Below are 20,872 nucleotides of genomic sequence, written 5' to 3'. Positions count from 1 at the left end.
ATCCCGCCAACCATCACAGGCAATCCAGCCGCGTGGATGGCCGGGTCAAGCCCGGCCATGACACAATAAATTCAGATCCGATCCTTACGCACTTATGCCGCCCATTTTACAAATCAGCTTCCAGCTTGCCGCATCGACTGGCGAGACCGACAGCCGCGACTGCCGCAGCAGCGCCAGATCCTTCAGCTTCGGCTCGGCCTTGATCTGGGCGAGCGAGACCGGAGTCTTTAAGGGCATCAAGGCCTTCACGCTCACCATGCCGAACCTGCCGGTCTCGTCGGTCGGATCGGGGTGATACAGCTTGCAGACTTCCACGATGCCGACGATCTGCTTCTCATCGACGGAGTGATAGAAGAAGGCGCGGTCGCCCAGCTGCATTGCCTTCATGTTGTTGGCGGCCTGGTAGTTGCGCACGCCGTTCCAGCTCTCGACCCTTTTCTTGACCTGGCTGTCCCAGGACCAGGCGGAGGGTTCGGATTTCATCAGCCAGTAGTTCATGTCATGCTTCCGTCTTGAAGGGTCTGGCGAGCAGTGCTGCCAGCATGTGATCGATACTTGCCTGCCGGTGCAGCACGGCGTCGATGGCGGCGCAGATCGGCATGTCCACGCCATGCTTCAGCGCCAGCGCCTCGATGGCGCGCGCGGTATGCACGCCTTCGGCCACGCTGCGCCGCGCGCCCATGATCTCGGCCAGCGTTTTGCCTTCGCCGAGTGCGATGCCCAATGAAAGATTGCGCGACTGTGTACCCGAGCAGGTCAGCACCAGATCGCCAAGGCCCGATAGACCCATCAGCGTCTCGCGCTTGGCGCCCAGCGCCAGGCCGAGGCGGGTCATTTCCGCCAGGCCGCGGGTGATCAGGGCGGCGCGCGCATTGTCGCCGAGCTGTTTGCCGATGACGATGCCGCAGGCGATCGCCAGCACATTCTTCACCGCACCGCCGATCTGCGCGCCGATCACGTCGTCGCTGAGATAGGGCCGGAAGGTCGGGCGGCCGAGGCGCTGCACCAGCGCCGCACCGATAGCGGTGTCGCTGCAGGCCAGCGTGCTGGCCGCCGGCAGGCCACGCGCGACCTCGCTGGCAAAATTCGGCCCGGTCAGAATCGCAAGCGGGCGGCCGGGCAGCAGTTCGGCCAGCACGTCGCTGGGCAAAAGCCCGGTGCTGATTTCGATACCCTTGGCGGCGATCACCAGTGGTGCGGCGAGCGGCAGGCTGTGGCGGATCATCCCGGCGAATTGCCGCAGGGTCTGCGCCGGCACCGCCAGCACCAGGGCATCGCAGTCCTTCAGCTGGCCGAGATCGCCGGTCGCCTTCAGCTGCGGCGGCAGCGGCACGCCGGGCAGATACAGCGGATTGAGGTGATGGTGGCTGATGCTGTCCACCACTTCCGGATTGCGCGCCCACAGGATGGTGTCGCCCTGTTCAGCGGAGAGTGCGGCCAGCGCCGTGCCCCAGGCGCCGCCGCCGATGACGCCGATGCGGTTCAACTCTGCCTTGGTCATGCCTTGACTCCCGCAAACGGCTTCGCCGTGGCCATGGCATCGAGTGGCCAGCGTGCGCGCGCCGGTGCTTCAAGATCGTCGATCATACCAAGCCGGAAGCGTTCGAGGCCAGCCCAGGCGATCATCGCGCCATTGTCGGTGCACAGCGCCATCGGCGGCGCCGTGAAGGTCATGCCATGCTGCGCGCTGAGATCGACCAGGCCGGCGCGCAGGGCGGCGTTGGCGGCGACACCGCCGGCGACGACGAAATGTTTGCCGCTGACGCTGTGACTCTCGCCGAACAGCGCGATGGCATTCTTCGCGCGATCGAGGATCACCGCCATCACCGTGCGCTGGAAGCTGGCAGCCAGATCGGCCTTGTCCTGATCGGAGGGCGTCGGCCCGCAGCTTTCCAGCGCCAGCCGCACGGCGGTCTTGAGGCCGGAGAAACTGAAATCGCAGCCCGGCTTGCCTTTCAGCGGCAGCGGCAGGTTGAATCGCGCGGCATTGCCCTGCTGCGCCAGCCGCTCGATCGCCGGGCCGCCGGGATAGCCCAGGCCCAGCAGCTTGGCAGTCTTGTCAAACGCCTCGCCGGCGGCGTCGTCAATCGTGGTGCCGAGCCGGCGATAGCGGCCGACCGCTTCCACCACCAGGAACTGGCAATGGCCGCCCGAGACCAGCAGCAGCAGATAGGGAAACGGCACATCGTCGCTGAGCCGCACCGAGAGCGCATGGCCTTCCAGGTGGTTGACGGCAATGAGAGGCTTGTTTGTTGCGTAGGCCAGCGTCTTGGCGGTCGTCAGGCCGACCATGACGCCGCCGATCAGGCCCGGCCCGGCGGTGGCGGCGATGGCATCGAGATCGCTCAGTTTCATGCCGGCCGCCCGCAGGCTTTCGGCCACCAGGCCATCCAGGTGTTCGATATGGGCGCGGGAGGCGATTTCCGGCACCACGCCGCCATAGGGCGCGTGTTCCCTCAATTGCGAGAACAGGCTATGACTGACGATACGGCGCGCCGGGTCGGCCGCATCCGTGACCACGGCGCAGGCGGTTTCGTCGCAGCTGGTTTCGATGCCGAGCACGCGCATCGCCGGTGGTCCGATCCGTTTCGTTACGAAGAGCAGAACGAGTAGGCCTTAACATTATGACGTCTCAGCAGCAAGTAAACGGGCAGCCCGTAAACGATGGCCCGTGATGCCCGGAATGCCCATGGTTGAAAAACCCGCCCTCACCATCGGAACGCGCGGTTCGCCGCTGGCGCTGGCCCAGGCGCAGGAAACCCGCGACCGCCTGCTGCGCGCCCATCAGGGCTTACGCGAGGACCAGATCGCCATCCGCGTCATCAAGACCACCGGCGACCAGATCCAGGACCGCGCCCTGGCCGAGGCCGGCGGCAAGGGGCTGTTCACCAAGGAAATCGAGGACGCGCTGCTGTCGGGCGAGATCGACCTGGCCGTGCATTCGATGAAGGACATGCCCACGAAATTGCCTGATGGGCTGATCATGGCCGCCTATCTGCCGCGCGAGGATGTGCGCGACGTGCTGCTGGCGACGCAGCCGATGAGCCTGGCCGAGATTCCCCACGGCGCCACCGTGGGCACCGCGTCGCTGCGCCGCAAGGCCTTCCTGCTGGCGCGCCGGCCCGACCTCACGGTCGTCAATTTCCGCGGCAATGTGCAGACCCGCCTGCGCAAGCTGGAAGACGGCGTGGTCGCTGCCACCTTCCTGGCGCTGGCCGGGCTCAACCGTCTGAAGATCGCGCCACCGGGCATGCGGGTGCTGCAGATCGACGAGATGCTGCCTGCCGTGGCCCAGGGCGCCATCGGTATCGAAAGCCGCGAGCATGACACACGCGTGCTGGACTATCTGAAGGCCCTGGATGACGCGCCGACCCGCATGCGGGTGGAAACCGAGCGTGCCATGCTGGCCGTGCTGGACGGCTCCTGCCGCACGCCGATTGCGGCATTGGCCGAACTGGATGGCATCGGCATGCGCCTGCGCGGCGCCATCGCGCGGCCCGATGGCAGCGAACTGATCGAGATCGAACGCCGCGGCCCGGTGCGCGACGGCGTAACGATGGGTGCGGATGCCGGCGCCGAGCTGAAACGCCGCATCGGTCCGGACTTTTTCAAAGACTGATGCATCTGCTGCTGACACGTCCCGAGGCTGAGTCGCAGGCATTGCGGCAGACGCTGGAAGCGCGCGGCCATCGCGTCGATGCCGCGCCGATGCTGGCGATCCGGCAGAAGCATGCCGTCGATCTGCCGCTGGATGGTGTGACGGCGGTGCTGTTCACCTCGGCCAATGGCGTGCGTGCCTTCTGCGATGCCACGCCGCGCCGGGATTTCACCGTTTATGCGGTCGGCCCGGCCAGTGCGCTGGCAGCAAAGGCGGCCGGCTTCACCCGGGTCGAGGCGGCCGGCGGCGATGTCGATTTGCTGGCGCAGCTGGTGCGTGCACGGCACCAACAGGGCGCTGGTGCGTTACTGCATGCAGCGGGCTCGGCGCGTGCCGGCGATCTGCAGGCCATGCTGCAGGCCGATGGCTATGACGTGCGGCGCTGCGTGCTGTATGATGCCGAAACGGCGATTGCATTGCCAGATGCGGTGGCGGCGCGGTTCGGGGCCGGCGGCTATGACGGCGCGTTGTTTTTCTCTCCCCGCACGGCGGCGACATTTGTTACGCTGGTGCAGGCCGCCGGCATCATTGCGGGGGCGACTTCGGCCACGGCTTATTGCCTGAGCGCCAATGTCGCGCGTGAAGCCAGGAGTCTGCCCTGGCGTGCCGTGACAGTGGCTGAAAATCCCAGCGAGGCCGCTCTGCTGGCCTTGATCGAGTGACGGCTTTACCGAGTATTGGGAGTGACAATGAGCGACAAGCCGCAGGAAAAGATCATCGATGCCGAAGCCGAACCGCTGGCCAAACCCGGCAGCGGTCGCGTCTGGCGCATCCTGCTCTATCTGTTCGGTGCTGTTGTGCTCAGTGTTGCCGTCGCCGTCGGCTATGAATTCGCCACCACCGGCAAGCTCGATGCGCTGCTTGGCGGCAGCCCGCGTGTCACCCAGGCACCGCGTCCGGCCACACCCGCAACAACACCGACCCCTGCTCCGTCTGCTGCCCCTGCTGCTGCGGCCCCTTCGGCGGTGCCGATGTCGCCGCGCGATACGCGGCTGGATGACATGGAGAGCCGCTTTGCCAGCCTGACCGCCAGCCTGGAACGGCTGCAGCAGCTGCCGGCCGCCAATACCATCGATCCGCAGAAACTGGCCGATCTTGATCAGCAGGTGACGGCGCTACGCGCCGCGCTGGATACCGCCACGGCACAGCGCACGGCCCTGCAGACGCAGATCGCCGAGATGCAGGGGCGGCTCACCGCGCTGAGCGAGGCGCGGGTGAATGCCTTGCGTGAACCACTGGTGCAGCTGATGGCCTGGAATGAATTGCGCGAACGCGCCCGTCGCGGCGACAGCTTTGCCCGCGAGGCCACCGCGCTCGGACAATATGCTGAAGCCCAGGGCGGCAACCTGAAAACCGCCTTTGCGGCGGTACAGCCGTTTGCCGAACAGCCGGCGCCGGCGGCTCTGGCACTTGCCGCGCGTTTCCCGGTGCTGGCCGAACAGCAGCGTGCCGCTCCGGCGCAGGCTGATGCAGCGGCAACCGACAAGGCCTGGTGGCAGCGGGCCGTCGAAAAGCTGAGCGGTCTGGTCAGTATCCGCCGCACCGGCACGCCCGATGTGGCGACGCTGGAGGGCCGCCTCGACCTTGCCGCGGCGGCATTGCTGCAGGCCGATCTGAAGGCCGCCGTCGCGGCGCTGGATGGCCAGCCAATGGGCGCTGCGCTGTCTGACTGGCGCGATCAGGCTCAGGCACGGCTGAAGCTCGATGCCGCGCTGGATGAGTATGGTGCGGCTCTCCGCGGTCATCTCGCGGTGCATTGATATGCTGCGATTGCTGCGCGGCGCGAGTGTCCTGATTGTCCTGATGGCGCTGGCCGGCTTTGCCGCCTGGCTGGCCGATCAGCCCGGCCGCGTCAAACTCGCCTGGTTCGGCTATGCCATCGAGGCACCGGCGCCGCTGCTCGCGCTGGGCGTGCTGCTGCTGCTGCTGGCGGCCTTCATTATCACCTGGGCGCTGGCCTGGGCCGCAGCGCTGCCGCAGCGGCGCCGGCTGAAACGCCAGCAAAAGGGCTATGTGAATTTCGCCGCCGGCATGGTGGCAGTCGCCGCTGGCGAAGCCGATCGCGCCCTGGCGTTGGCCGACAAGGCGCAGCGCCAGCTGGATGACCCGGCGCTGGCGCGCCTGCTGGTGGCGCATGCGGCACAGCTGAAAGGCGATGCAGCGATGGCGAGCGCGGCCTATCAGGCGCTGAGCCGCGATCCCGGCACGGCCTTTCTCGGCACGCGCGGGCTGTTGGCTGACGCGCGACGCAAGAACGATCGCGCTGAAGCCCTGGTCCAGGCGCAGCGCGCCTCGCGCCTGCGGCCCTCCTCGCCATTCGCCGCTGAAGCCGAATTGCAGTTGCTGGTCGAGGCCGGCGACTGGGATGCAGCCCGCGCCCGGCTTGAACTGGCGCGCAAGAAAAAGGCCGTCACCCGCGAGGCCGCCTCGGCTTTGTCCGCACGGCTCGATCTGGCCGAGGCGCAGGCGGCGCTGGCACGCGGTGATCACCGCATGGCCAAGCAATGGGCCGAACGTGCCGCGAAAGTGCTGCCCGAGCATCCGGTGCCGCCGGTGCTGCTGGCACGTGCGGCTGACCATCATGCGGCCCGTGAAGCAGCCAGCTTCCATCTGCGTCGCGCCTTTGCGCGCGCACCGTCGGAAGCGCTGGCGGAAGCCTGGCTGATGCTGCAGCAGGATGTGCCGGCCGAAAAGCTGCGCAGCCGCCTGGATGATTTCGTGGCCGAGCGCCGGCCGGAAGTGGCGAGCCAGCTGCTATTCGCTGCTGCGGCCTTGCAGCTGCGCGACTATGCAGCGGCGCGGGCGGCGCTTGCCAAGGCCGGGCCGTCTGGCGGCGCCTGGGCGGCGCGGCTGCTGGCGCGGCTGGCTGAAGAGGGCGATGGCGATGTTGCTGCCGCCGATCACTGGCGCATCCAGGCGGCCAGCCATGCCCTGTGGCAATGCGGCCATTGCGGCAGCGGCGCGGCCGACTGGACACTGCTTTGCGCATCCTGCGGCAGCTTCGATACGCTGGACCCGACCCGGCTGGGCGAGGCGGTGCCGCTGGCGGTGCCGCCGCGACCGCTGCTGCTGCGCTGATGCCGCAGCTTCAGGCCGCGTCCTGGTCCGCCTTCGGCAGCAGGTCGTAGGGTAGCTTGAAGCCGGGCAGGGCGGCCACGCGCTCCGACCAGGCCTTCACCTGCGGCCAGGCACCGATATCGAACTTGGCCTCGGCCATATGGGCGACCACGCCATAGACGCTGATATCGGCAATGGTCGGACGCTCGCCGACCAGGAAGCGCTTGGCTTCCATCAGCGCGTCCAGCACCCCCAGGCCCATCTCGGCCCATTTGCGGTGATAGTCCACCACGGCCTGGTCGGGCTTGGCGAAGCGCTCGAAAAAGCGCGAGCGGTTGATGCCCGGCTCCAGCCGGTCGGTCTCCCAGACCAGCCATTCGCGGATGCGCTGGCGTTCCTCGCCGTTGGCCGGGGCGAATTTCCCGGTCTGCTCGGCGATATATTCCAGGATCGTGTTGGCCTGGCACAGGGTGAAGCCGTCATGGACCATGGCCGGTACCTGGCCATAGCGGTTGATGTGCAGGAAATCCGCCGACTTGTGCTGGCCCTTGGCCAGATCGACATGGCGGTAGTCGTATTTCAGGCCGCACAGCGCCAGCATCAGGCCGACCTTGTAGGTCGGGGCGGACAGGAAACTGCCATAAAGCGTGTAAGCGGCGGCCATGATGCGCTGATACCCCCAGATTGCGTCTAACCCACGAATCCACCGCAAGTCCCTGACCGGTGGCAGTTATTTTGGCCGATCTTGCGGCTTGCCAAGGCCTCGGCCGGGCCGTATTTTCCGCGCGCGGTCCATCCGGGTCAACCCGGCAATCAGACCTGCATGACGGGCGCCGTGCCGGCGTAGCTCAGCTGGTAGAGCAAGACTTTCGTAAAGTCGAGGTCGGGGGTTCGAGTCCCTCCGCCGGCACCATCCGCCCGTCCGCTTTTTCCTCCATTGTTCGACATGTCTGTTTCCCGCAGTGGCGTTCGCCATGCGAAACCATGACAAGGCTGATCGGATGCAGTCGCTCTACCGCTTGCGGTAGATCAATTCCTGCCGCGACGGCGCACCCTAAAGTCCACGCCACGATTTGCCAGTCCGCTCAACTCTTGGAGCCGCCGCATGGCCCGCCCAACACCCACCAAGACCGAACGCACATTTGGCGAAGACGAGATCATCGTCTCCAAGACGGATCTCAAGGGCCGCATCCTGTATGCCAATGATGTATTCTGCCGGGTCGGCATGTATGCCGAGCATGAACTGGTTGGCCAGCCGCACAGCATTCTGCGCCATCCCGACATGCCGCGCTGTGTGTTCCAGCTGTTGTGGGATGAAATCAGCCAGGGGCGCGAGGTCTTTGCCTATGTGAAGAACATGGCGAAGAACGGCGACTTCTATTGGGTACTCGCCCATGTGACACCGAGCTTCAATGCCGAGGGCCGCATCGAAGGCTATCACTCCAATCGCCGCAAGCCCGAACGTGTCGCGATCGAGCGCGTTGCGCCGCTGTACCAGCAGCTGCTGGCGGAAGAGGCCCGGCATGCCGACCGCAAGCAGGGCCAGGCCGCGGGCTACGCCCTGCTGCAACGCCTGCTTGCCGAACGTGGCCTGTCTTACGAAGAATTCGCCTTCGCCCTCGCGGCCTGAGCCCACGGAGATTTGTCATGAGTTTCTTTGCCGGCAGCCGCCAGCGCGCTGCACTTGAAGCCATTGCCACGCTTTGCGATCGTGCCGCCGCCGGCGATCTGTCGGTGCGGATCACCGATACGGAAGTTCATGGCGAGCTGGCGCCGGTGCTGCACAGCTTCAATCGCCTGCTCGATCGCACCGACGCTTTCATCCGTGAGGCCGGCGCCTCGCTGACCCATGCAGCCGAAGGCAAGTATTTTCGCGCCTTCCTGCTGCGCGGCATGCAGGGCGACTTCCGTCGCGGCGCACAGGTGATCAATACGGCGCGCGGCGCCATGCAGGAGAAAACCGAAGCGGCGGCAACGCTGGAGCGGCAGGTGGCCGAGCAACGGGTTTCTATGGAGCAGAAGGCCCGCGCCGAGCGCGGTCAGCTGGCCGACCAGTTTGAAAGCGAAGTGATGTCGGTGGTGGGCGGGGTGGAAACCGCTGCCGCAGCATTGCAGGAAAACGCTGCCACCATGGCCGGTGAAATCCGTGCCGTGCATGAACAGTCTGCCGCCGTTTCGCAGTCGGCCGAACAGGCCGCCACCAATGCGCAGGCGGTGGCCGCTGCCGCCGAGGAGCTGACCGCATCGGTTGGCGAGATCGATCGCCAGGTGCGCGAGTCACGCAGCGCCAGTTCGGCGGTGACCCAGGAAGTGGCGCGCGCCGGCGAAGCCGTGCAGCAGCTGGCGGCCGCCAACCGCAAGATCGACGAGGTGGTGGAGTTCATCAAGGCGGTCGCGTTCCAGACCAACCTGCTGGCGCTGAATGCGTCTGTGGAAGCGGCGCGGGCCGGCGAGGCCGGCAAGGGCTTTGCCGTGGTGGCGACCGAAGTGCGTAACCTGGCGCAGAAGACCGCGGAAGCGGCAAAAAGCATCGCCGACCAGATCAGCGCCATCCAGCGCGCCTCCGACCACACGATTGCCGCTATCGACGTGATCCGCGACCAGGCCTCGACCCTGGACAGCCGCATCGGCGTGATTGCCGACAGCGTGCAGGAACAGGCGACCGCCACGATTGAGATCAGCAACAATATCCAGGATGCCGCCGCCGGCATTGAAAGCGTTTCGGCCAGCATGCGCGATATCAGCAACGCTGCCGGCATTGCCGGTGACGCGGCAGCCCAGGTGGGCACGGCATCGGACGGGCTGAACGGCCAGGCCACGCAGCTCGGCGACCAGGTGCGCGGGTTCCTCGCCTATATCCGGGCGCTGTGATTGTCGGCTGGAATCTCGGCCGGGTGAAACCACAGGCCGACCAGCAGGAAATTCGGCCGCACATCGTGACCCAGCGGCAGCAGCAGCCGGTCGTAGGGCGTGTGATGGCGACCGTCGTTGAACTTCGCCGGAATCTGGTCACACATCGGCCGCGCCAGGGTCAGGCAGCGGCGATAGCCGCTGGTGGTCACCGTGGCGCGGTCGTCCAGCACGGTGGCGGACAGGCGCTGACCGGTCATGTCCAGCCCGAGGCGTGCGGCGCTGATCGGCGAGAAGCGATGGAAAAAGAAGTCGCCGTCTTCCAGCATTTCAATCAGATGCAGCCGGCCGGCCCAGGGCAGCAGGGTGCGGCCATCGAAGGCCTCGCGCGGTGGAAAACGCAATGTACCCGCCCGCATGCGCCACAGCGCCAGCAGGGTCTTGAGATCATCAGGCAGATCGGCTTCGGTCCTTGGCTGCATCACGCGCTGGTATTTTTGAATACTTCTAGCATGTCGCTTCGCCGAACAGAATCAAAAGTCCCGGCAAGGTTGTAACCGTTCTCATACAGTGCATCGCCGCCTGATGTTAAATCCTGCCGTGTGGGCAAGAAAGGTAATTGCCGTAGCGGCATGCCCATACATAACTTTTGGTAGAATGAACAGAGGTACTCTTGCAGGTCTTTGAGCCCCAGGCCGCAAATAGTTGCGCCAATGGCTCATTCCGAACGTGGAGGGAGGGACAATATCGGTGCAATTCCGCTGTTGCGGCACGGCGGCCCGCCCCCTCAGATGAGCGCCGTCGCAAGCCCCTTTCCCTGCTCGCCCGGACCCAGCCATGTATATCCCCGCCCATTTTGCCCAGCCGGACCGTGATGCCCTGTTCGACATGATCGAAGCCCATGCCTTCGGCCTGCTCGTCTCCGGCAGCGGCGCGGACATGATCGCCAGCCATGTCCCGTTCCTGGTGGAGCGGCCGGACAGCGCTCGGGGCGGCGAGCACGGCACTCTGCTTTGTCATCTGGCGGCGGCAAACAACCAGCTCGCGGCACTGGACGGGCAGGCGGTGCTCTGCATCTTCCAGGGCCCGCATGGGTATGTATCGCCGAACTGGTATGCCAAGAAGCCGGCGGTGCCGACCTGGAATTACATGGTGGTGCATGGTTATGGCCAGGCGCACATCAGCCGCGATCCGGCCGTGCTGCGCGGCATCGTCGATCGCCTGTCGCGGATTTATGAAGGCCCCGATGGCTGGGCGCTGGATGACGAGCCGGAGAGTTTCTTTTCCGGCCTGGCGCGCGGCATTGTCGCTATCGAGATTCCACTGAGCCGGCTGGAGGGTAAATACAAGCTGAGCCAGAATCGCCCGTTGGCCGATATCGATGGTGTGATCGCCAATCTGCGGCGGATCGGTGGTGATGACAATCTCGCACTCGCCGACGCGATGGATGCGGCGGCGCAGAAGAAACGCGACAGATAAAAAAAGCCCGGCATCAGCCGGGCTTTTCTCTGATTGTCGGGGATGCAGCCGTCAGTCGGCCGCATCCTTCATTTCATCGCCGTCATTGGCAGGCGCGGCGTCATCGACACGGAAATGACCGACCAGTTCGGCCAGCTGGCGCGCCTGGTTTGCCATGGCCTGGGCGGAGGCATTGGTCTGCTCGACCAGGGCGCCATTGCGCTGGGTCATCTCGTCCATATTCACCACGGCGCCGTTGACCTCCTCCAGACCGCGCGACTGCTCGGCGGAGGCGGCGGCGATCTCGGCCACGATATCGCTCACCTTCTTCACGGCGGTGACGATCTCGGTCAGCGCGCTGCCGGTCTGATTGACCAGCGCGGCACCGGTTTTCACCTGACTGTTCGATTCCGAGATCAGGCCTTTGATGTCCTTGCTCGCATTGGCCGAGCGCTGCGCCAGCGCGCGTACTTCCTGCGCCACCACGGCAAAGCCCTTGCCGGCCTCGCCGGCGCGCGCCGCCTCGACACTGGCATTCAGCGCCAGCAGGTTGGTCTGGAAGGCGATCTCGTCGATCAGCGAGACGATGTCGGAAATCTTCCGCGCGCTGCTCTCGATCTGGCTGACCGCGGTGACGGCATTGGCAACGACGCTGCCGCCCTTTTCCGCCGTATCCCGGGCCACGGCAGCCAGCTGGTTGGCGGCCTGGGCATTGTCGGCATTCTGTTTCACCGTCGCCGTCACCTCATGCATCGAGGCCGCGGTTTCTTCCAGTGCAGCCGCCTGCGCCTCCGTCCGCTGCGCCAGATCCTGGCTGCCGGTCGAGATCTCCGCCGAGGCATCGCGCACCATGGCGGCGGCGTCGGCGAGTTTTTTCATGGTATCCGACAGGCGGTCGCTCACCTGGTTGGCATCGCCGGCCAGGTCGGCAAACAGGCCCTGATACTGGCTGTGGATGCGATGGGTCAGATCGCCATCGGCCAGTTTGTGCAGCATGGTGCCCAGGTCGCCCAGCGCCCGCTCGACCGTGCCGAGCAGCGTGTTGACGCCTTCGCCCAGCTCCTGCATCACGCCTTCGATGCGGCTGGTATCGATGCGCTCGCTCAGGCGACCGGCATTGGCGGCGGCAACGATCTCGCCCACGGCGCTCTTCAGCAGGCTTTCCTGCGCCTTGCGATCGGCCTCGAACTGCACACGGTCGGCTTCGATCTGCGTCTGCAGCTGCTGCGCCTCCTGGCCCTGGTCCTTGAAGACCTGTACGGCGCGTGCCATGTCGCCGATCTCGTCGCTGCGCTCGGTGCCGACCACCTGGGCTTCCCAGTCGCGCTTGGCCAGCCGGTCCATGGTGCCGGTGGCGGCAACAATCGGATCGATCACGCGGCGACCGACATACAGCCAGCCGATACCGACAGCAGATACCAGGCAGATCGCGGCGATGATGGCCATCACCAGCTGCGCGATGTTGATCGCACCGATCGATGCCTTGGATGAACTGGCGGCATCGGCGCGGGCCGAGGCAACCAGCTGGTCGACCGCATCCGACAATGCGAGCGTGGCCGAGCGGCCTTCACTGAGGGCCGACAGCGCCTGCCGTGCCGCCGCCAGTTCCTTCAGGCGGGTCTGGAACAGGCCCCCTTCGCCCTCGCTGGTCTTGGCGATGCTGTTCACCATCTCCTCGATTTCCTTGTTCGGATAAACCGAAATCACGGTATCGAGGCCGCGCAGCATCTCGGCCTTGGTGTTGATGTTGTCGACCTGGATCAGCTCGACAGCCTCCGGGCTTTCGGCCTGTGCGGCCACCGCCAGCATGCCGACGCTCAGGTTAACCTTGGCGACCAGATCCTGAATGGCGCGGGCGCCAGCCACCTGCTTGTCGAGGATGCTCTGGATCATCTCAGCCGCCCCGGCGCCGGCGGCGCGCGAAACCAGCTCGAACTCCATCGTCATGTCCATCACCGCCTGGTCCACCGCCGGCTGGGCGAGGAAGAGGAAGTTGGCATGGTTATCGGTCATCGTCTTGGTCAGCGCCTGGCGCTTGGCGTTCAGCGCAAGCCGCTCTTTCACCGCGCTGTCGATACGGGCCATCGCATCCGACAGCCGGCTGAACGATTCTTCCGCTTCCTTGCGCAAGGCCTCCGGCGCGTCGCCGGCCTTCACTTGCGCCAGGGTACGGGTGATCTGGGTCAGCTTGCCCTGCAGCACGGCGGCAGCGGTGCTGCGCTCGGCGTCATTATGGGCATAGGCGAGCGCCGGTGCGGATGCCGCAACATCGGCGCTCTGGGCAGAGAGTGTCAGCGCGGCACTGACGGCCGGCAGGCTGCGGTCTGTGACCAGACCAAGCGCACCGCGTACCTGGCCGAAGAACGCGAATGAAACCAAACTTGATACAACGGCCATGGCGGCAATCACGCCAACGGCGAGAAACAACTTCTGACGAATTCCGAAACGCATTCTTGCGCTCCCCCTCAAGCCCCAATGAAGCACAGAGTGCGCTTGCACAATGAGGCGTGCAACCCCCAATGCCGTGCAACACTGACGCGGCAGTCATCAAAACATGGTTAAGCCACACCCACAGGTATTATTTCCCGAGAGGTTTATGGGCGCTTTATGTGGTCCGGCCTGCATAAGGACTGCGCAGTCAGGACGGGCCTGGAGTCTGTCGAGGTCTTGCGGTCCAAACCGCAGCAGGTGGCGGCTGCTGCAGTGTGCGTCACTCAGAATTCCTGCCAGTCATCATCGTCCTTGGCCGGCGCGACCGCCGGTGCGGGTTTCGCAGGGGCAGCAGGTTTTGGCGCTGGAGGTGGCGCTTTCGCGGCGGCGGCCACCGGTTTCACAGCCGCTGGGGCGACAGGCTTTGCCGCCGGTGCCGTGACGGGCGCAGCAACAGGCGCAGGTCTCACGGCCGCGCTTGCCGGGCTGTTACCGAGCTTGAAGAAGCTGACCAGTTCGGCCAGCTGGCGGCCCTGATTGGCCAGCGACTGGGCCGAAGCCGAGGTCTCTTCCACCAGGGCGCCATTGCGCTGGGTCATCTCGTCCATGCTGCCGACCGCAGTGTTGACCTGATCCAGGCCGGTGGCCTGCTCGCGGCTGGCGGCGGCGATCTCGGCGACGATATCGCTCACCTTCTTGATCGCGGTGACGATATCGGTGAGCGACGAGCCGGTCTGGTTGACCAGGGCCGCGCCGGTCTTGACCTGCGCATTCGAAGTGGCGATCAGCGCCTTGATGTCCTTGGATGCATTGGCCGAACGCTGCGCCAGAGCGCGCACCTCCTGGGCGACAACGGCGAAGCCCTTGCCGGCCTCGCCGGCGCGGGCCGCTTCGACCGAAGCATTCAGCGCCAGCAGGTTGGTCTGGAAGGCGATCTCGTCAATGAGGCCGACGATATCGGAAATCTTTCGCGCACTTTCCTCGATCTGGGTCACGGCCTTGACGGCGTCAGCCACCACGCCGCCGCCCTTCTCGGCGGTATCGCGGGCGACAACCGCCAGCTGGTTGGCGGCCTGGGCGTTATCCGCATTCTGCTTCACGGTGGTGGTGATCTCGTGCATCGAGGCGGCGGTTTCCTCGATGGAGGCGGCCTGCGATTCCGTACGGCTCGCCAGATCCTGGCTTCCGGTTGAAATCTCGCCTGAGGCATCGCGCACGGTCCGCGCGGTATCTGTCAGGCGCGTCGCGAAATCACGCAGGCGTTCGGCCATGGCTGTTGCGCCGGTCTTGAGCTGGCCGAAGATGCCCGGATAATCCTTGTTCAACCGTTGCGTCAGGTCGCCCTGTGCCATGGCGCTGATCGCCGATGCAATCTCGCCGGTCATGGCCTGGCATTTGTCCGACATGGTGTTGATCGCTTCGCTGAGCGATTTGATGAAGCCGGTCTTGCCGGTGAGATCGATACGATCGGCAAAGCCATTGTCGGTGGCGCTCTGTACCAGCTGGACGACTTCGTTGCCCAGGCGCACTTCCTCGGTGCGGTCGGCCCATTCCACCACGGTGCCCACGCGCTCACCGCGCTTGTTCAAGGCGGGATTGGCGATCAGGTCGAAGATACGGCCACCTACGGTGATGCGCGCGCGGTAGGTGGTGGTCAGGCTGGCCAGCAGCTTCTGCTGATGCGCCGGATTTTTGTGGAAGACATCGACATTCTTGCCGATCAGGTCATCGGCATCGAAGTGCGGCAGATCCTTGCGAATGTCGGACTGGGCATTTTTCAGTGTCGCGATCACAGCCTTGTTGCAATATATGATCACGTTGTTTTCGTCGGCGATCATCACATTGGCCGTGACATTCTCCAGGCCGCTCTGGGCCCGGGCCGCGCCGATCGAGGTCTGTTTGAGCTCTTCCACGGCACGGGCCAGGATGCCGATTTCATCGCGGCGGTCGCGATAACCGATCTCGACGCTCATGTCATTCTGCGCCAGCTGTTCGGTCCAGCCGGCAATGCGCGGCAGGGGCCGCAGCAGCAGGCGGTTGACGAGAAGCGTGACGGCGACGCCCAGGATCACCGCGATCGCGCCGGTGATCAGCACCTGCCAGGCGATCTTGTCGACAAAAGCTTCGATATTGGTCTTCAGCACGCCAGCATAGAGGATGCCGATGATCTTGCCGGCCGGATCGTAAACCGGGTGATAGACCGTGTAATATGGCTTGCCGAGAATCACGGCCTCACCCAGATAGGTGCGGCCCTGAGCAACCGGCGTATAGGCGGCACTGCCCTTGCCCAGCGGCGTGCCCACCGCACGCTTGCCCTCGGCATTGATGATGTTGGTGGTGCGGCGGAAGAAGTCCTGCTCAGCATCCTGCCAACGGAACAGCGTGGCGGTTTCGCCCGTCACCTTGCCGATCTCGTCGATCATATCGTGCTCGGCGAAATCGGGGATCGCCGTCATGGTGACGCGGCCGACGCGACCCTGGGCGTCAATCTCGAATTTCGTATCGGGGAATGCCTTGCGCACCAGCACCGCCAGGGTGCGCAGACTGTTATTCTGGCGCTCGATCACCTGCTGGGCGATCTCGCCGCGGATCTGCATCACGGCGCCACCGCCGACGCCGAGTGCGGTCAGAACGATCAAGATGGCAGTGATCAGGGCGATCTTGGTGACGAGGGGCAGGCGGCTCAGCATTGTTGTGTCCCCTTATTGGCAGCGGGCCGATACCAGTAATGCGGGTACGATTACACAGGCCTGCCTGATCGGGCACACAAAAAAATCAAATTAACCTTATTTTTCACACGGCTAAGTCTTTGGCGCAGAAGAAGATATTCAGTCTGCGGAGCAGCTTGTGGCCTTAAACAGCAAGAAAGCGCGCCATGCCTGCCAGTTGAGGTTGGCCAGAATCGGGGACGACTGAAACCGGGCTTTGATCAGTTCTCGCGGGCGTATTTGCCGCTCTGGGCCAGCGCCTGCAGGGTGATCAGGCGCTCTTCACCACCGGGTTCCAGTTTCCGGATGGCGGCATGTTCTGGCAGGTTCGGCAGCAGCACGATGCGCTCCACGCGCCAACGCGCCTGCGCCGCAGGGGGCACAAAACGCGAGCATTCCAGAAAAACCGTGCCGACCGGAATGACGGATTCCATGCTCATGCGGCGCCTCGGATCTGCGCGGCATCACGAACGACGGCTTCTGCAAGACGGTTACGGGCTAGGAGACTGGTACTGCATAAGACACCGGCGCTCAGTGACGCCGAAACGGCAACCCCAGGCATGGCCTGCTTCCCCCTGTTCGGCGCCGCAGCCGTGTCGTAACGGAAGCGACGCAGCGACTGTCGGTCCAGTATGCTTAATTTTGTATAAATAAAAAAGCCGGTTTTCCGGCTTTTTCTGGCGAATATGGATGGCAGTTGTACTCGCCGTAGCTGCTGTTGCTGGACAGGTGCAGAGCGGATGCACAGGATGCGCCGCCCGTTTTCCAAGGCTGATCCAATGCCGCGCCCTCACATTCTGTCCCGAAAATCCGCGCTCTTTGCGCTGCATGGTCTTGGTCTTGTGGTGGTGCTGGCCTTCATCGGGCTGCGCATTCTGATGGCACCGCTGACCCTGGAGCCGGATTCGGGCCGCTATGTCGCGATGGGGCTAAATCTCGCCGACCATGGCACCCTGACCAATCATGGCTACCGGCCCGACACGCCGCCGCCGCCGGCCCTGGCCGAAGGCGGGCCGCTGACGGCTGTCGAGATTGCGCTGGCCGCCAGGCTGCATGCACCGACCCGGCAGACGCTGATCTGCTTCGCCGCCACCGGTTATCCCGGCACCGCCTGCAACGGATCGCTTGCGGGGCTGAAAGGGCTCTATGCCCTCGAACTGGCGGTCTTCCTGTTTGCGCTGTATCGCATCGTGCAGCTGGTTGTCGGTGCCGATCCATGGCGCGCATGGCTTGCGGTTTTTGCCGCGCTGGCCTGCAAGGAGGCCTGGCAGTACAGCCGGCATATCCTGACCGAGCCGCTATTCCTCGCGATGCTGGGCCTGTTCCTGTGGTCCTGGCTGTCGGCATGGTGCCGGCCACAGCGGATCGCCGGCTGGCTGCTGGCGGGCCTGATGCTCGGTCTCACGGTGATGGTGAAGCCGTCCTGGATGGCGCTGGCGCCGATCGCCCTGGTGCTGATCGCGGTTTTCGCCTGGCAGCGTCAGACCAGGCGCACTCTGCTGTTGGCGGGTATTGCCTTCACCGTTGCCTTTGCCGTGCCGACCGGCGGCTTCCTGCTGCGCAACGCGATCCAGCTCGGCCAGTGGACCATGTCGGATTCGCATTACCTGATCGGCTCGCTGTCGCATCGCCTGGCCTTCAACATGATGACCTGGCGCGAGTGGCTGATCGGCTGGATCTATTATCTGCCGGGCTTTGGCGATGACATCGCCGGCAAACTCTTCGGCGTCGAAACAGTGGCGCGGCTGGGCTGGGACCCCGGCGGCTATTACGTGCAGGGTCGCGATATCCTGCATCCGCAGATGAAGCTGCTGCCGGCGGCCGAAGCCCAGCGCCATCTGCTGCACACCTATCTGCTGAACGATCCGCTGAAGGATATTGCCGTCACCGCGCTGCTTGCCATGCGCGGGCTTTTCGTCGGCGGAAAATGGGGCCTGTTCGGCCTGCTGGCCGTGGTGCCGCTGCTGCTCTGGCTGCTGCCGCGCGGCGAGCAACAGCGGATGTGGTGGCTGCTGCTGCTGCCGGCGCTGGCGATGGTGGGCATCAATGCGCAGCTGTCGGTCAGCATCGTGCGCTACAATCTGGCGCTGATCCCGGCCTTTGCCATTGCCCTGTCGGCCGTGGTCTATGCCCTTGGCGTTTTCGCCGCGAAGGCAATCCGCCGGGACAGGATATAGGTGGCAAACATCGCGGTGACGGAGCCGATGGCCAGCGCCGCGATCGGCCAGGCGGCGAACCAGGGCATGGCACCCACCAGCAGGGCGAAGATGGAAAAGTTGATCGCCAGGCCGGTGAGCTGGATCGCCAGGTAAAGTGCATATTGCCGCCGCACCGGCTGGCTGCGCCCGGTGCTGAAGGTCCACACCCGGTTCAGCCACCAGGTCACGGTCACCGCCACCGGAAAGCCCACCGCGCGGGCCGATAGCGGCGTCCAGTCCGCCAGATCGTTCAGCAGCATCAGCAGGCCGCCATCGACGCAGAAGCCGATGCCGCCGACCACCACAAAGCGCAGCAGATCGGCATGAGCGAGCACCAGCCGGCGCAGGGCTGCGGGCAGCAGTGCCAACAGCCGCTCAGGCATCCGGGCTTCGGGATGGCGCCACATGGTTGGTGGCCGGCAGCGCCAGATAGAACAGCCGTTTGTAGGCTGTCTCGGCCAGCATGATGCTGTCGAGGATGATGCCGGTGATCAGACTGATCGCACTCAGCATCACCAGTCCGACCACACCCACCGTAGTCGGAACCCGCGGCACCGTGTGGGTTTCAATAAAGTGCCACAGGATCGGCATGCCCAGCGCGACGGCAACAACGAAGAGCAGCAGGGCCAGCGCGGAAAACAGCGCCAATGGGCGCACGGCCTTCAGCAGTTTCACCACCGTCAGCAGGATGCGGAAACCGTCGCGATAGGTTTTCAGCTTGCTGACGCTGCCTTCGCCGCGCTCGAAGTAATCGGTCTCGATTTCGGCGGTCGGCAGGCGCAGATGGATCGCATGCACGCTCATCTCGGTCTCGATCTCAAAGCCGGTGGACAGCGCCGGGAAGCTTTTGACGAAGCGACGCGAGAAAACGCGATAGCCTGAGAAGATGTCGGTGAACTTGTCGCCGAACAGGCGACGCACGATGGTGTTAAACAGGCGATTGCCCCAGCGATGGCCGGCGCGATAGGCGCCCGCCTGGGTCTCGCGCCGCACGCCCACCACCATGTCGAGATGCTCGTTCAGCAGTTTGGCCACCATCGTGCCGGCGCGGTTGGTATCGTAGGTGCCGTCGCCATCGGCAATGATGTAGAGATCGGCGTCGATGTCGGAAAACGCCCGGCGCACGGCATTGCCCTTGCCCTGCTGTCGCTCGGGGATCACCGTGGCGCCGGCTTGCGCGGCGATGGCTGCCGTGCCGTCGCTGGAATTGTTATCCAGCACATAAATACGGGCGGTGGGCAGCACGCGGCGGAAATCGGCAACCACCCCGGCGATGCTCAGTGCCTCGTTATGGCAGGGCAGGATCACTGCCAAAGATGGTGTATGCGTGGTCACGATTCCCTGCCGTAAGCCTTCCTATAATCGTCACCGTAATAGGCGAAAACGCCAAGTCATGCTATCGCTTGGGCATCGGCAGAGGGAAGTCCGGCGGAGGAAGACGCATGCGTCCAGCGCTTTCGATCCTGGTCATGGCGGTGGCAATCGCGCTGGTGTCAGCCAGTGCCGGGGCGCAGGACTTCAGCTTTGGGCCGCGCGGCGCACCCGAAGGCCGTCACCGCATGCAGATGCACTGGATTCCTGTCTATATCGATGGCCAGCGGCGCGAGTCCGCGCTGGCGCTGCGCACCTGCCGTCCGCCGGAGAGCAGCATGCCCGGCGACACAGCCGCCCCGGCCATGGTGCTCAACCACGGCTCCCCCGCCAATGCCGACCAGCGGCCTGGTATCAAACCGACCAGTTGCGATGCCGAGGCTGTGCAATGGTTTCTGGGCCGCGGCTATGTGGTGGGGATACCGCTGCGGCGTGGGTATGGCGAAACCGGCGGCGCTTGGGCCGAGGAATACGGCAGCTGCGCACGCCCCAATTTCGTTCGCGGCGGTCTGGCCACGGCCGATGATATCGATGCCGCCGTCCGCTATCTCACGACGCTGCCCTATGTGCAGGCCGGTCGCACACTGATCGTTGGCCAGTCTGCTGGCGGCTGGGGCAGCCTTGCCTATAGCAGTCGCAATCCGCCGGGCATTGCCGGTCTGATCAATTTTGCCGGCGGTCGCGGCGGCTGGGCTGAAAAAAAGCCGAATACCAATTGCGCACCCGACCTGCTGATCGAAAGCGCCGGCACGTTCGGCAGGACGGCCCGCCTGCCGACTCTGTGGATCTATACCCAGAACGACACCTTCTTCGCGCCGGCGATGTCGCAGGCCATGCATGCCCGCTATGTCTCTGCCGGTGGCAAGGCCGACTACAAGCTGCTGCCGCCCCATGGCCAGGACGGCCATGGCCTGCTGTTCGCGCGCGCCAGCGCAGCGGTCTGGGGCCCGCTGGTCGAGGCCTATCTCGCCGGCTTGAAACCTTGAGGCGGGGGAGAGGCGCGTGGTGGGCGGTACAAGGATCGAACTTGTGACCCCTACCATGTCAAGGTAGTGCTCTACCGCTGAGCTAACCGCCCGTTACGCGCTGTTTCAGTCCCAGAAAGAAGCTCTTGGACGGAAAGTCCGGGGGTCGACCGGACC

At 64.9% G+C, this 20,872-nt stretch carries 19 protein-coding genes and 2 tRNA genes; 10 read left to right on the top strand and 11 right to left on the bottom strand.

Annotation, left to right across the window (positions count from 1 at the left end; translation table 11 throughout):
* Positions 1 to 84 precede the first annotated feature (84 nt).
* The 3 genes from AAG799_RS15845 to tsaD are packed head-to-tail and all read right to left on the bottom strand — an operon-like array spanning position 85 to position 2,568.
* Positions 85 to 498 carry an EVE domain-containing protein gene (locus tag AAG799_RS15845; protein WP_341897632.1) on the bottom strand — a complete coding sequence of 138 codons (414 nt, stop codon included), beginning with the start codon at positions 496 to 498 and terminating at the stop codon, positions 85 to 87.
* Between the two features lies 1 nt (position 499).
* Positions 500 to 1,501, bottom strand: a complete 1,002-nt coding sequence (locus AAG799_RS15840) for an NAD(P)H-dependent glycerol-3-phosphate dehydrogenase (RefSeq protein WP_341897630.1) — start codon at positions 1,499 to 1,501, stop codon at positions 500 to 502.
* Entirely contained in the window at positions 1,498 to 2,568 is a 1,071-nt protein-coding gene (tsaD, locus tag AAG799_RS15835; RefSeq protein ID WP_341897628.1) for a tRNA (adenosine(37)-N6)-threonylcarbamoyltransferase complex transferase subunit TsaD, read from the bottom strand. The genes AAG799_RS15840 and tsaD overlap by 4 nt, the downstream gene beginning before the upstream one ends.
* Before the next feature lie 121 nt (positions 2,569 to 2,689).
* Here tsaD and hemC point away from each other — a divergent pair, with 121 nt between their 5' ends.
* Genes hemC through AAG799_RS15815 form a run of 4 tightly spaced genes read left to right on the top strand, consistent with a single transcriptional unit; the run spans position 2,690 to position 6,736 of the window.
* A complete protein-coding gene (hemC, locus tag AAG799_RS15830) occupies positions 2,690 to 3,619 on the top strand; it encodes a hydroxymethylbilane synthase (RefSeq protein ID WP_341897626.1) in 930 nt (309 codons plus the stop codon).
* Positions 3,619 to 4,320, top strand: a complete 702-nt coding sequence (locus AAG799_RS15825; protein WP_341897624.1) for a uroporphyrinogen-III synthase — start codon at positions 3,619 to 3,621, stop codon at positions 4,318 to 4,320. The genes hemC and AAG799_RS15825 overlap by 1 nt, the downstream gene beginning before the upstream one ends.
* 27 nt (positions 4,321 to 4,347) lie before the next feature.
* Positions 4,348 to 5,418 (top strand): hypothetical protein, encoded by a 1,071-nt coding sequence (locus tag AAG799_RS15820; protein WP_341897622.1) that lies wholly within the window; start codon positions 4,348 to 4,350, stop codon positions 5,416 to 5,418.
* Between the two features lies 1 nt (position 5,419).
* Entirely contained in the window at positions 5,420 to 6,736 is a 1,317-nt protein-coding gene (locus AAG799_RS15815; protein WP_341897620.1) for a heme biosynthesis HemY N-terminal domain-containing protein, read from the top strand.
* Between the two features lie 10 nt (positions 6,737 to 6,746).
* Here AAG799_RS15815 and AAG799_RS15810 read toward each other — a convergent pair whose 3' ends face one another.
* On the bottom strand, positions 6,747 to 7,379 hold the full coding sequence (locus AAG799_RS15810; protein WP_341897618.1) for a glutathione S-transferase family protein: 633 nt from the start codon (positions 7,377 to 7,379) through the stop codon (positions 6,747 to 6,749).
* Positions 7,380 to 7,552: 173 nt separating this feature from the next.
* Here AAG799_RS15810 and AAG799_RS15805 point away from each other — a divergent pair.
* From AAG799_RS15805 to AAG799_RS15795, 3 genes are all read left to right on the top strand, one after another.
* A tRNA-Thr gene (locus AAG799_RS15805) sits at positions 7,553 to 7,628 on the top strand.
* Positions 7,629 to 7,820: 192 nt separating this feature from the next.
* The gene (locus AAG799_RS15800) at positions 7,821 to 8,345 is read left to right on the top strand and encodes a PAS domain-containing protein (RefSeq protein ID WP_341897616.1); all 525 of its coding nucleotides are present in this window, start codon (positions 7,821 to 7,823) and stop codon (positions 8,343 to 8,345) included.
* A gap of 17 nt (positions 8,346 to 8,362) precedes the next feature.
* Positions 8,363 to 9,586 carry a methyl-accepting chemotaxis protein gene (locus tag AAG799_RS15795; protein WP_341897614.1) on the top strand — a complete coding sequence of 408 codons (1,224 nt, stop codon included), beginning with the start codon at positions 8,363 to 8,365 and terminating at the stop codon, positions 9,584 to 9,586.
* Here AAG799_RS15795 and AAG799_RS15790 read toward each other — a convergent pair.
* On the bottom strand, positions 9,568 to 10,050 hold the full coding sequence (locus AAG799_RS15790; protein ID WP_341897613.1) for a hypothetical protein: 483 nt from the start codon (positions 10,048 to 10,050) through the stop codon (positions 9,568 to 9,570). The genes AAG799_RS15795 and AAG799_RS15790 overlap by 19 nt on opposite strands.
* A 352-nt stretch (positions 10,051 to 10,402) precedes the next feature.
* On the opposite strand from AAG799_RS15790, the gene AAG799_RS15785 reads away from it, so the two are divergent.
* The gene (locus tag AAG799_RS15785; RefSeq protein WP_341897611.1) at positions 10,403 to 11,044 is read left to right on the top strand and encodes an FMN-binding negative transcriptional regulator; all 642 of its coding nucleotides are present in this window, start codon (positions 10,403 to 10,405) and stop codon (positions 11,042 to 11,044) included.
* A 51-nt stretch (positions 11,045 to 11,095) separates the two neighbouring features.
* Here the strand turns inward: AAG799_RS15785 and AAG799_RS15780 are convergent, their stop codons facing one another.
* The 3 genes from AAG799_RS15780 to AAG799_RS15770 form a co-directional block, all read right to left on the bottom strand.
* The gene (locus AAG799_RS15780) at positions 11,096 to 13,474 is read right to left on the bottom strand and encodes a methyl-accepting chemotaxis protein (protein ID WP_341897609.1); all 2,379 of its coding nucleotides are present in this window, start codon (positions 13,472 to 13,474) and stop codon (positions 11,096 to 11,098) included.
* A 263-nt stretch (positions 13,475 to 13,737) separates the two neighbouring features.
* On the bottom strand, positions 13,738 to 16,143 hold the full coding sequence (locus AAG799_RS15775) for a methyl-accepting chemotaxis protein (protein ID WP_341897607.1): 2,406 nt from the start codon (positions 16,141 to 16,143) through the stop codon (positions 13,738 to 13,740).
* Positions 16,144 to 16,382: 239 nt separating this feature from the next.
* Positions 16,383 to 16,601, bottom strand: coding sequence for a hypothetical protein (locus AAG799_RS15770; protein ID WP_341897605.1), 219 nt, complete (start codon positions 16,599 to 16,601; stop codon positions 16,383 to 16,385).
* Positions 16,602 to 16,940: 339 nt separating this feature from the next.
* Between AAG799_RS15770 and AAG799_RS15765 the strand changes: the two genes are divergently transcribed.
* Positions 16,941 to 18,338, top strand: a complete 1,398-nt coding sequence (locus AAG799_RS15765; protein ID WP_341897602.1) for a glycosyltransferase family 39 protein — start codon at positions 16,941 to 16,943, stop codon at positions 18,336 to 18,338.
* Here AAG799_RS15765 and AAG799_RS15760 read toward each other — a convergent pair.
* Both AAG799_RS15760 and AAG799_RS15755 read right to left on the bottom strand, forming a co-directional pair.
* Entirely contained in the window at positions 18,287 to 18,727 is a 441-nt protein-coding gene (locus AAG799_RS15760; protein WP_341897600.1) for a GtrA family protein, read from the bottom strand. The genes AAG799_RS15765 and AAG799_RS15760 overlap by 52 nt on opposite strands.
* Positions 18,728 to 18,734: 7 nt before the next feature.
* Complete coding sequence (locus tag AAG799_RS15755) at positions 18,735 to 19,694, bottom strand: glycosyltransferase (protein WP_341897598.1); 960 nt, start codon at positions 19,692 to 19,694, stop codon at positions 18,735 to 18,737.
* A 107-nt stretch (positions 19,695 to 19,801) separates the two neighbouring features.
* Between AAG799_RS15755 and AAG799_RS15750 the strand changes: the two genes are divergently transcribed.
* On the top strand, positions 19,802 to 20,716 hold the full coding sequence (locus AAG799_RS15750) for a prolyl oligopeptidase family serine peptidase (RefSeq protein WP_341897597.1): 915 nt from the start codon (positions 19,802 to 19,804) through the stop codon (positions 20,714 to 20,716).
* A 17-nt stretch (positions 20,717 to 20,733) separates the two neighbouring features.
* On the opposite strand, the gene AAG799_RS15745 is transcribed toward AAG799_RS15750, so the two are convergent.
* Positions 20,734 to 20,808 (bottom strand) — tRNA-Val (locus tag AAG799_RS15745).
* Positions 20,809 to 20,872: the final 64 nt, after the last annotated feature.

The organism is Ferrovibrio terrae (assembly GCF_943371255.1).
Lineage (GTDB): Bacteria > Pseudomonadota > Alphaproteobacteria > Ferrovibrionales > Ferrovibrionaceae > Ferrovibrio > Ferrovibrio terrae_B.
Note: the sequence above shows the minus strand (reverse complement) of the source record. Positions and strands in the feature narration are given on the sequence as shown.

Coding starts and splice junctions, on each gene's coding strand:
- AAG799_RS15840 (WP_341897630.1), bottom strand. CDS start 1,501: ATGACCAAGGCAGAGTTGAACCGCATCGGCGTCATCGGCGGCGGCGCC.
- AAG799_RS15765 (WP_341897602.1), top strand. CDS start 16,941: ATGCCGCGCCCTCACATTCTGTCCCGAAAATCCGCGCTCTTTGCGCTG.
- hemC (WP_341897626.1), top strand. CDS start 2,690: ATGGTTGAAAAACCCGCCCTCACCATCGGAACGCGCGGTTCGCCGCTG.
- AAG799_RS15800 (WP_341897616.1), top strand. CDS start 7,821: ATGGCCCGCCCAACACCCACCAAGACCGAACGCACATTTGGCGAAGAC.
- AAG799_RS15845 (WP_341897632.1), bottom strand. CDS start 498: ATGAACTACTGGCTGATGAAATCCGAACCCTCCGCCTGGTCCTGGGAC.
- AAG799_RS15780 (WP_341897609.1), bottom strand. CDS start 13,474: ATGCGTTTCGGAATTCGTCAGAAGTTGTTTCTCGCCGTTGGCGTGATT.
- AAG799_RS15770 (WP_341897605.1), bottom strand. CDS start 16,601: ATGAGCATGGAATCCGTCATTCCGGTCGGCACGGTTTTTCTGGAATGC.
- AAG799_RS15785 (WP_341897611.1), top strand. CDS start 10,403: ATGTATATCCCCGCCCATTTTGCCCAGCCGGACCGTGATGCCCTGTTC.
- AAG799_RS15825 (WP_341897624.1), top strand. CDS start 3,619: ATGCATCTGCTGCTGACACGTCCCGAGGCTGAGTCGCAGGCATTGCGG.
- tsaD (WP_341897628.1), bottom strand. CDS start 2,568: ATGCGCGTGCTCGGCATCGAAACCAGCTGCGACGAAACCGCCTGCGCC.
- AAG799_RS15775 (WP_341897607.1), bottom strand. CDS start 16,143: ATGCTGAGCCGCCTGCCCCTCGTCACCAAGATCGCCCTGATCACTGCC.
- AAG799_RS15795 (WP_341897614.1), top strand. CDS start 8,363: ATGAGTTTCTTTGCCGGCAGCCGCCAGCGCGCTGCACTTGAAGCCATT.
- AAG799_RS15810 (WP_341897618.1), bottom strand. CDS start 7,379: ATGGCCGCCGCTTACACGCTTTATGGCAGTTTCCTGTCCGCCCCGACC.
- AAG799_RS15820 (WP_341897622.1), top strand. CDS start 4,348: ATGAGCGACAAGCCGCAGGAAAAGATCATCGATGCCGAAGCCGAACCG.
- AAG799_RS15750 (WP_341897597.1), top strand. CDS start 19,802: ATGCGTCCAGCGCTTTCGATCCTGGTCATGGCGGTGGCAATCGCGCTG.
- AAG799_RS15815 (WP_341897620.1), top strand. CDS start 5,420: ATGCTGCGATTGCTGCGCGGCGCGAGTGTCCTGATTGTCCTGATGGCG.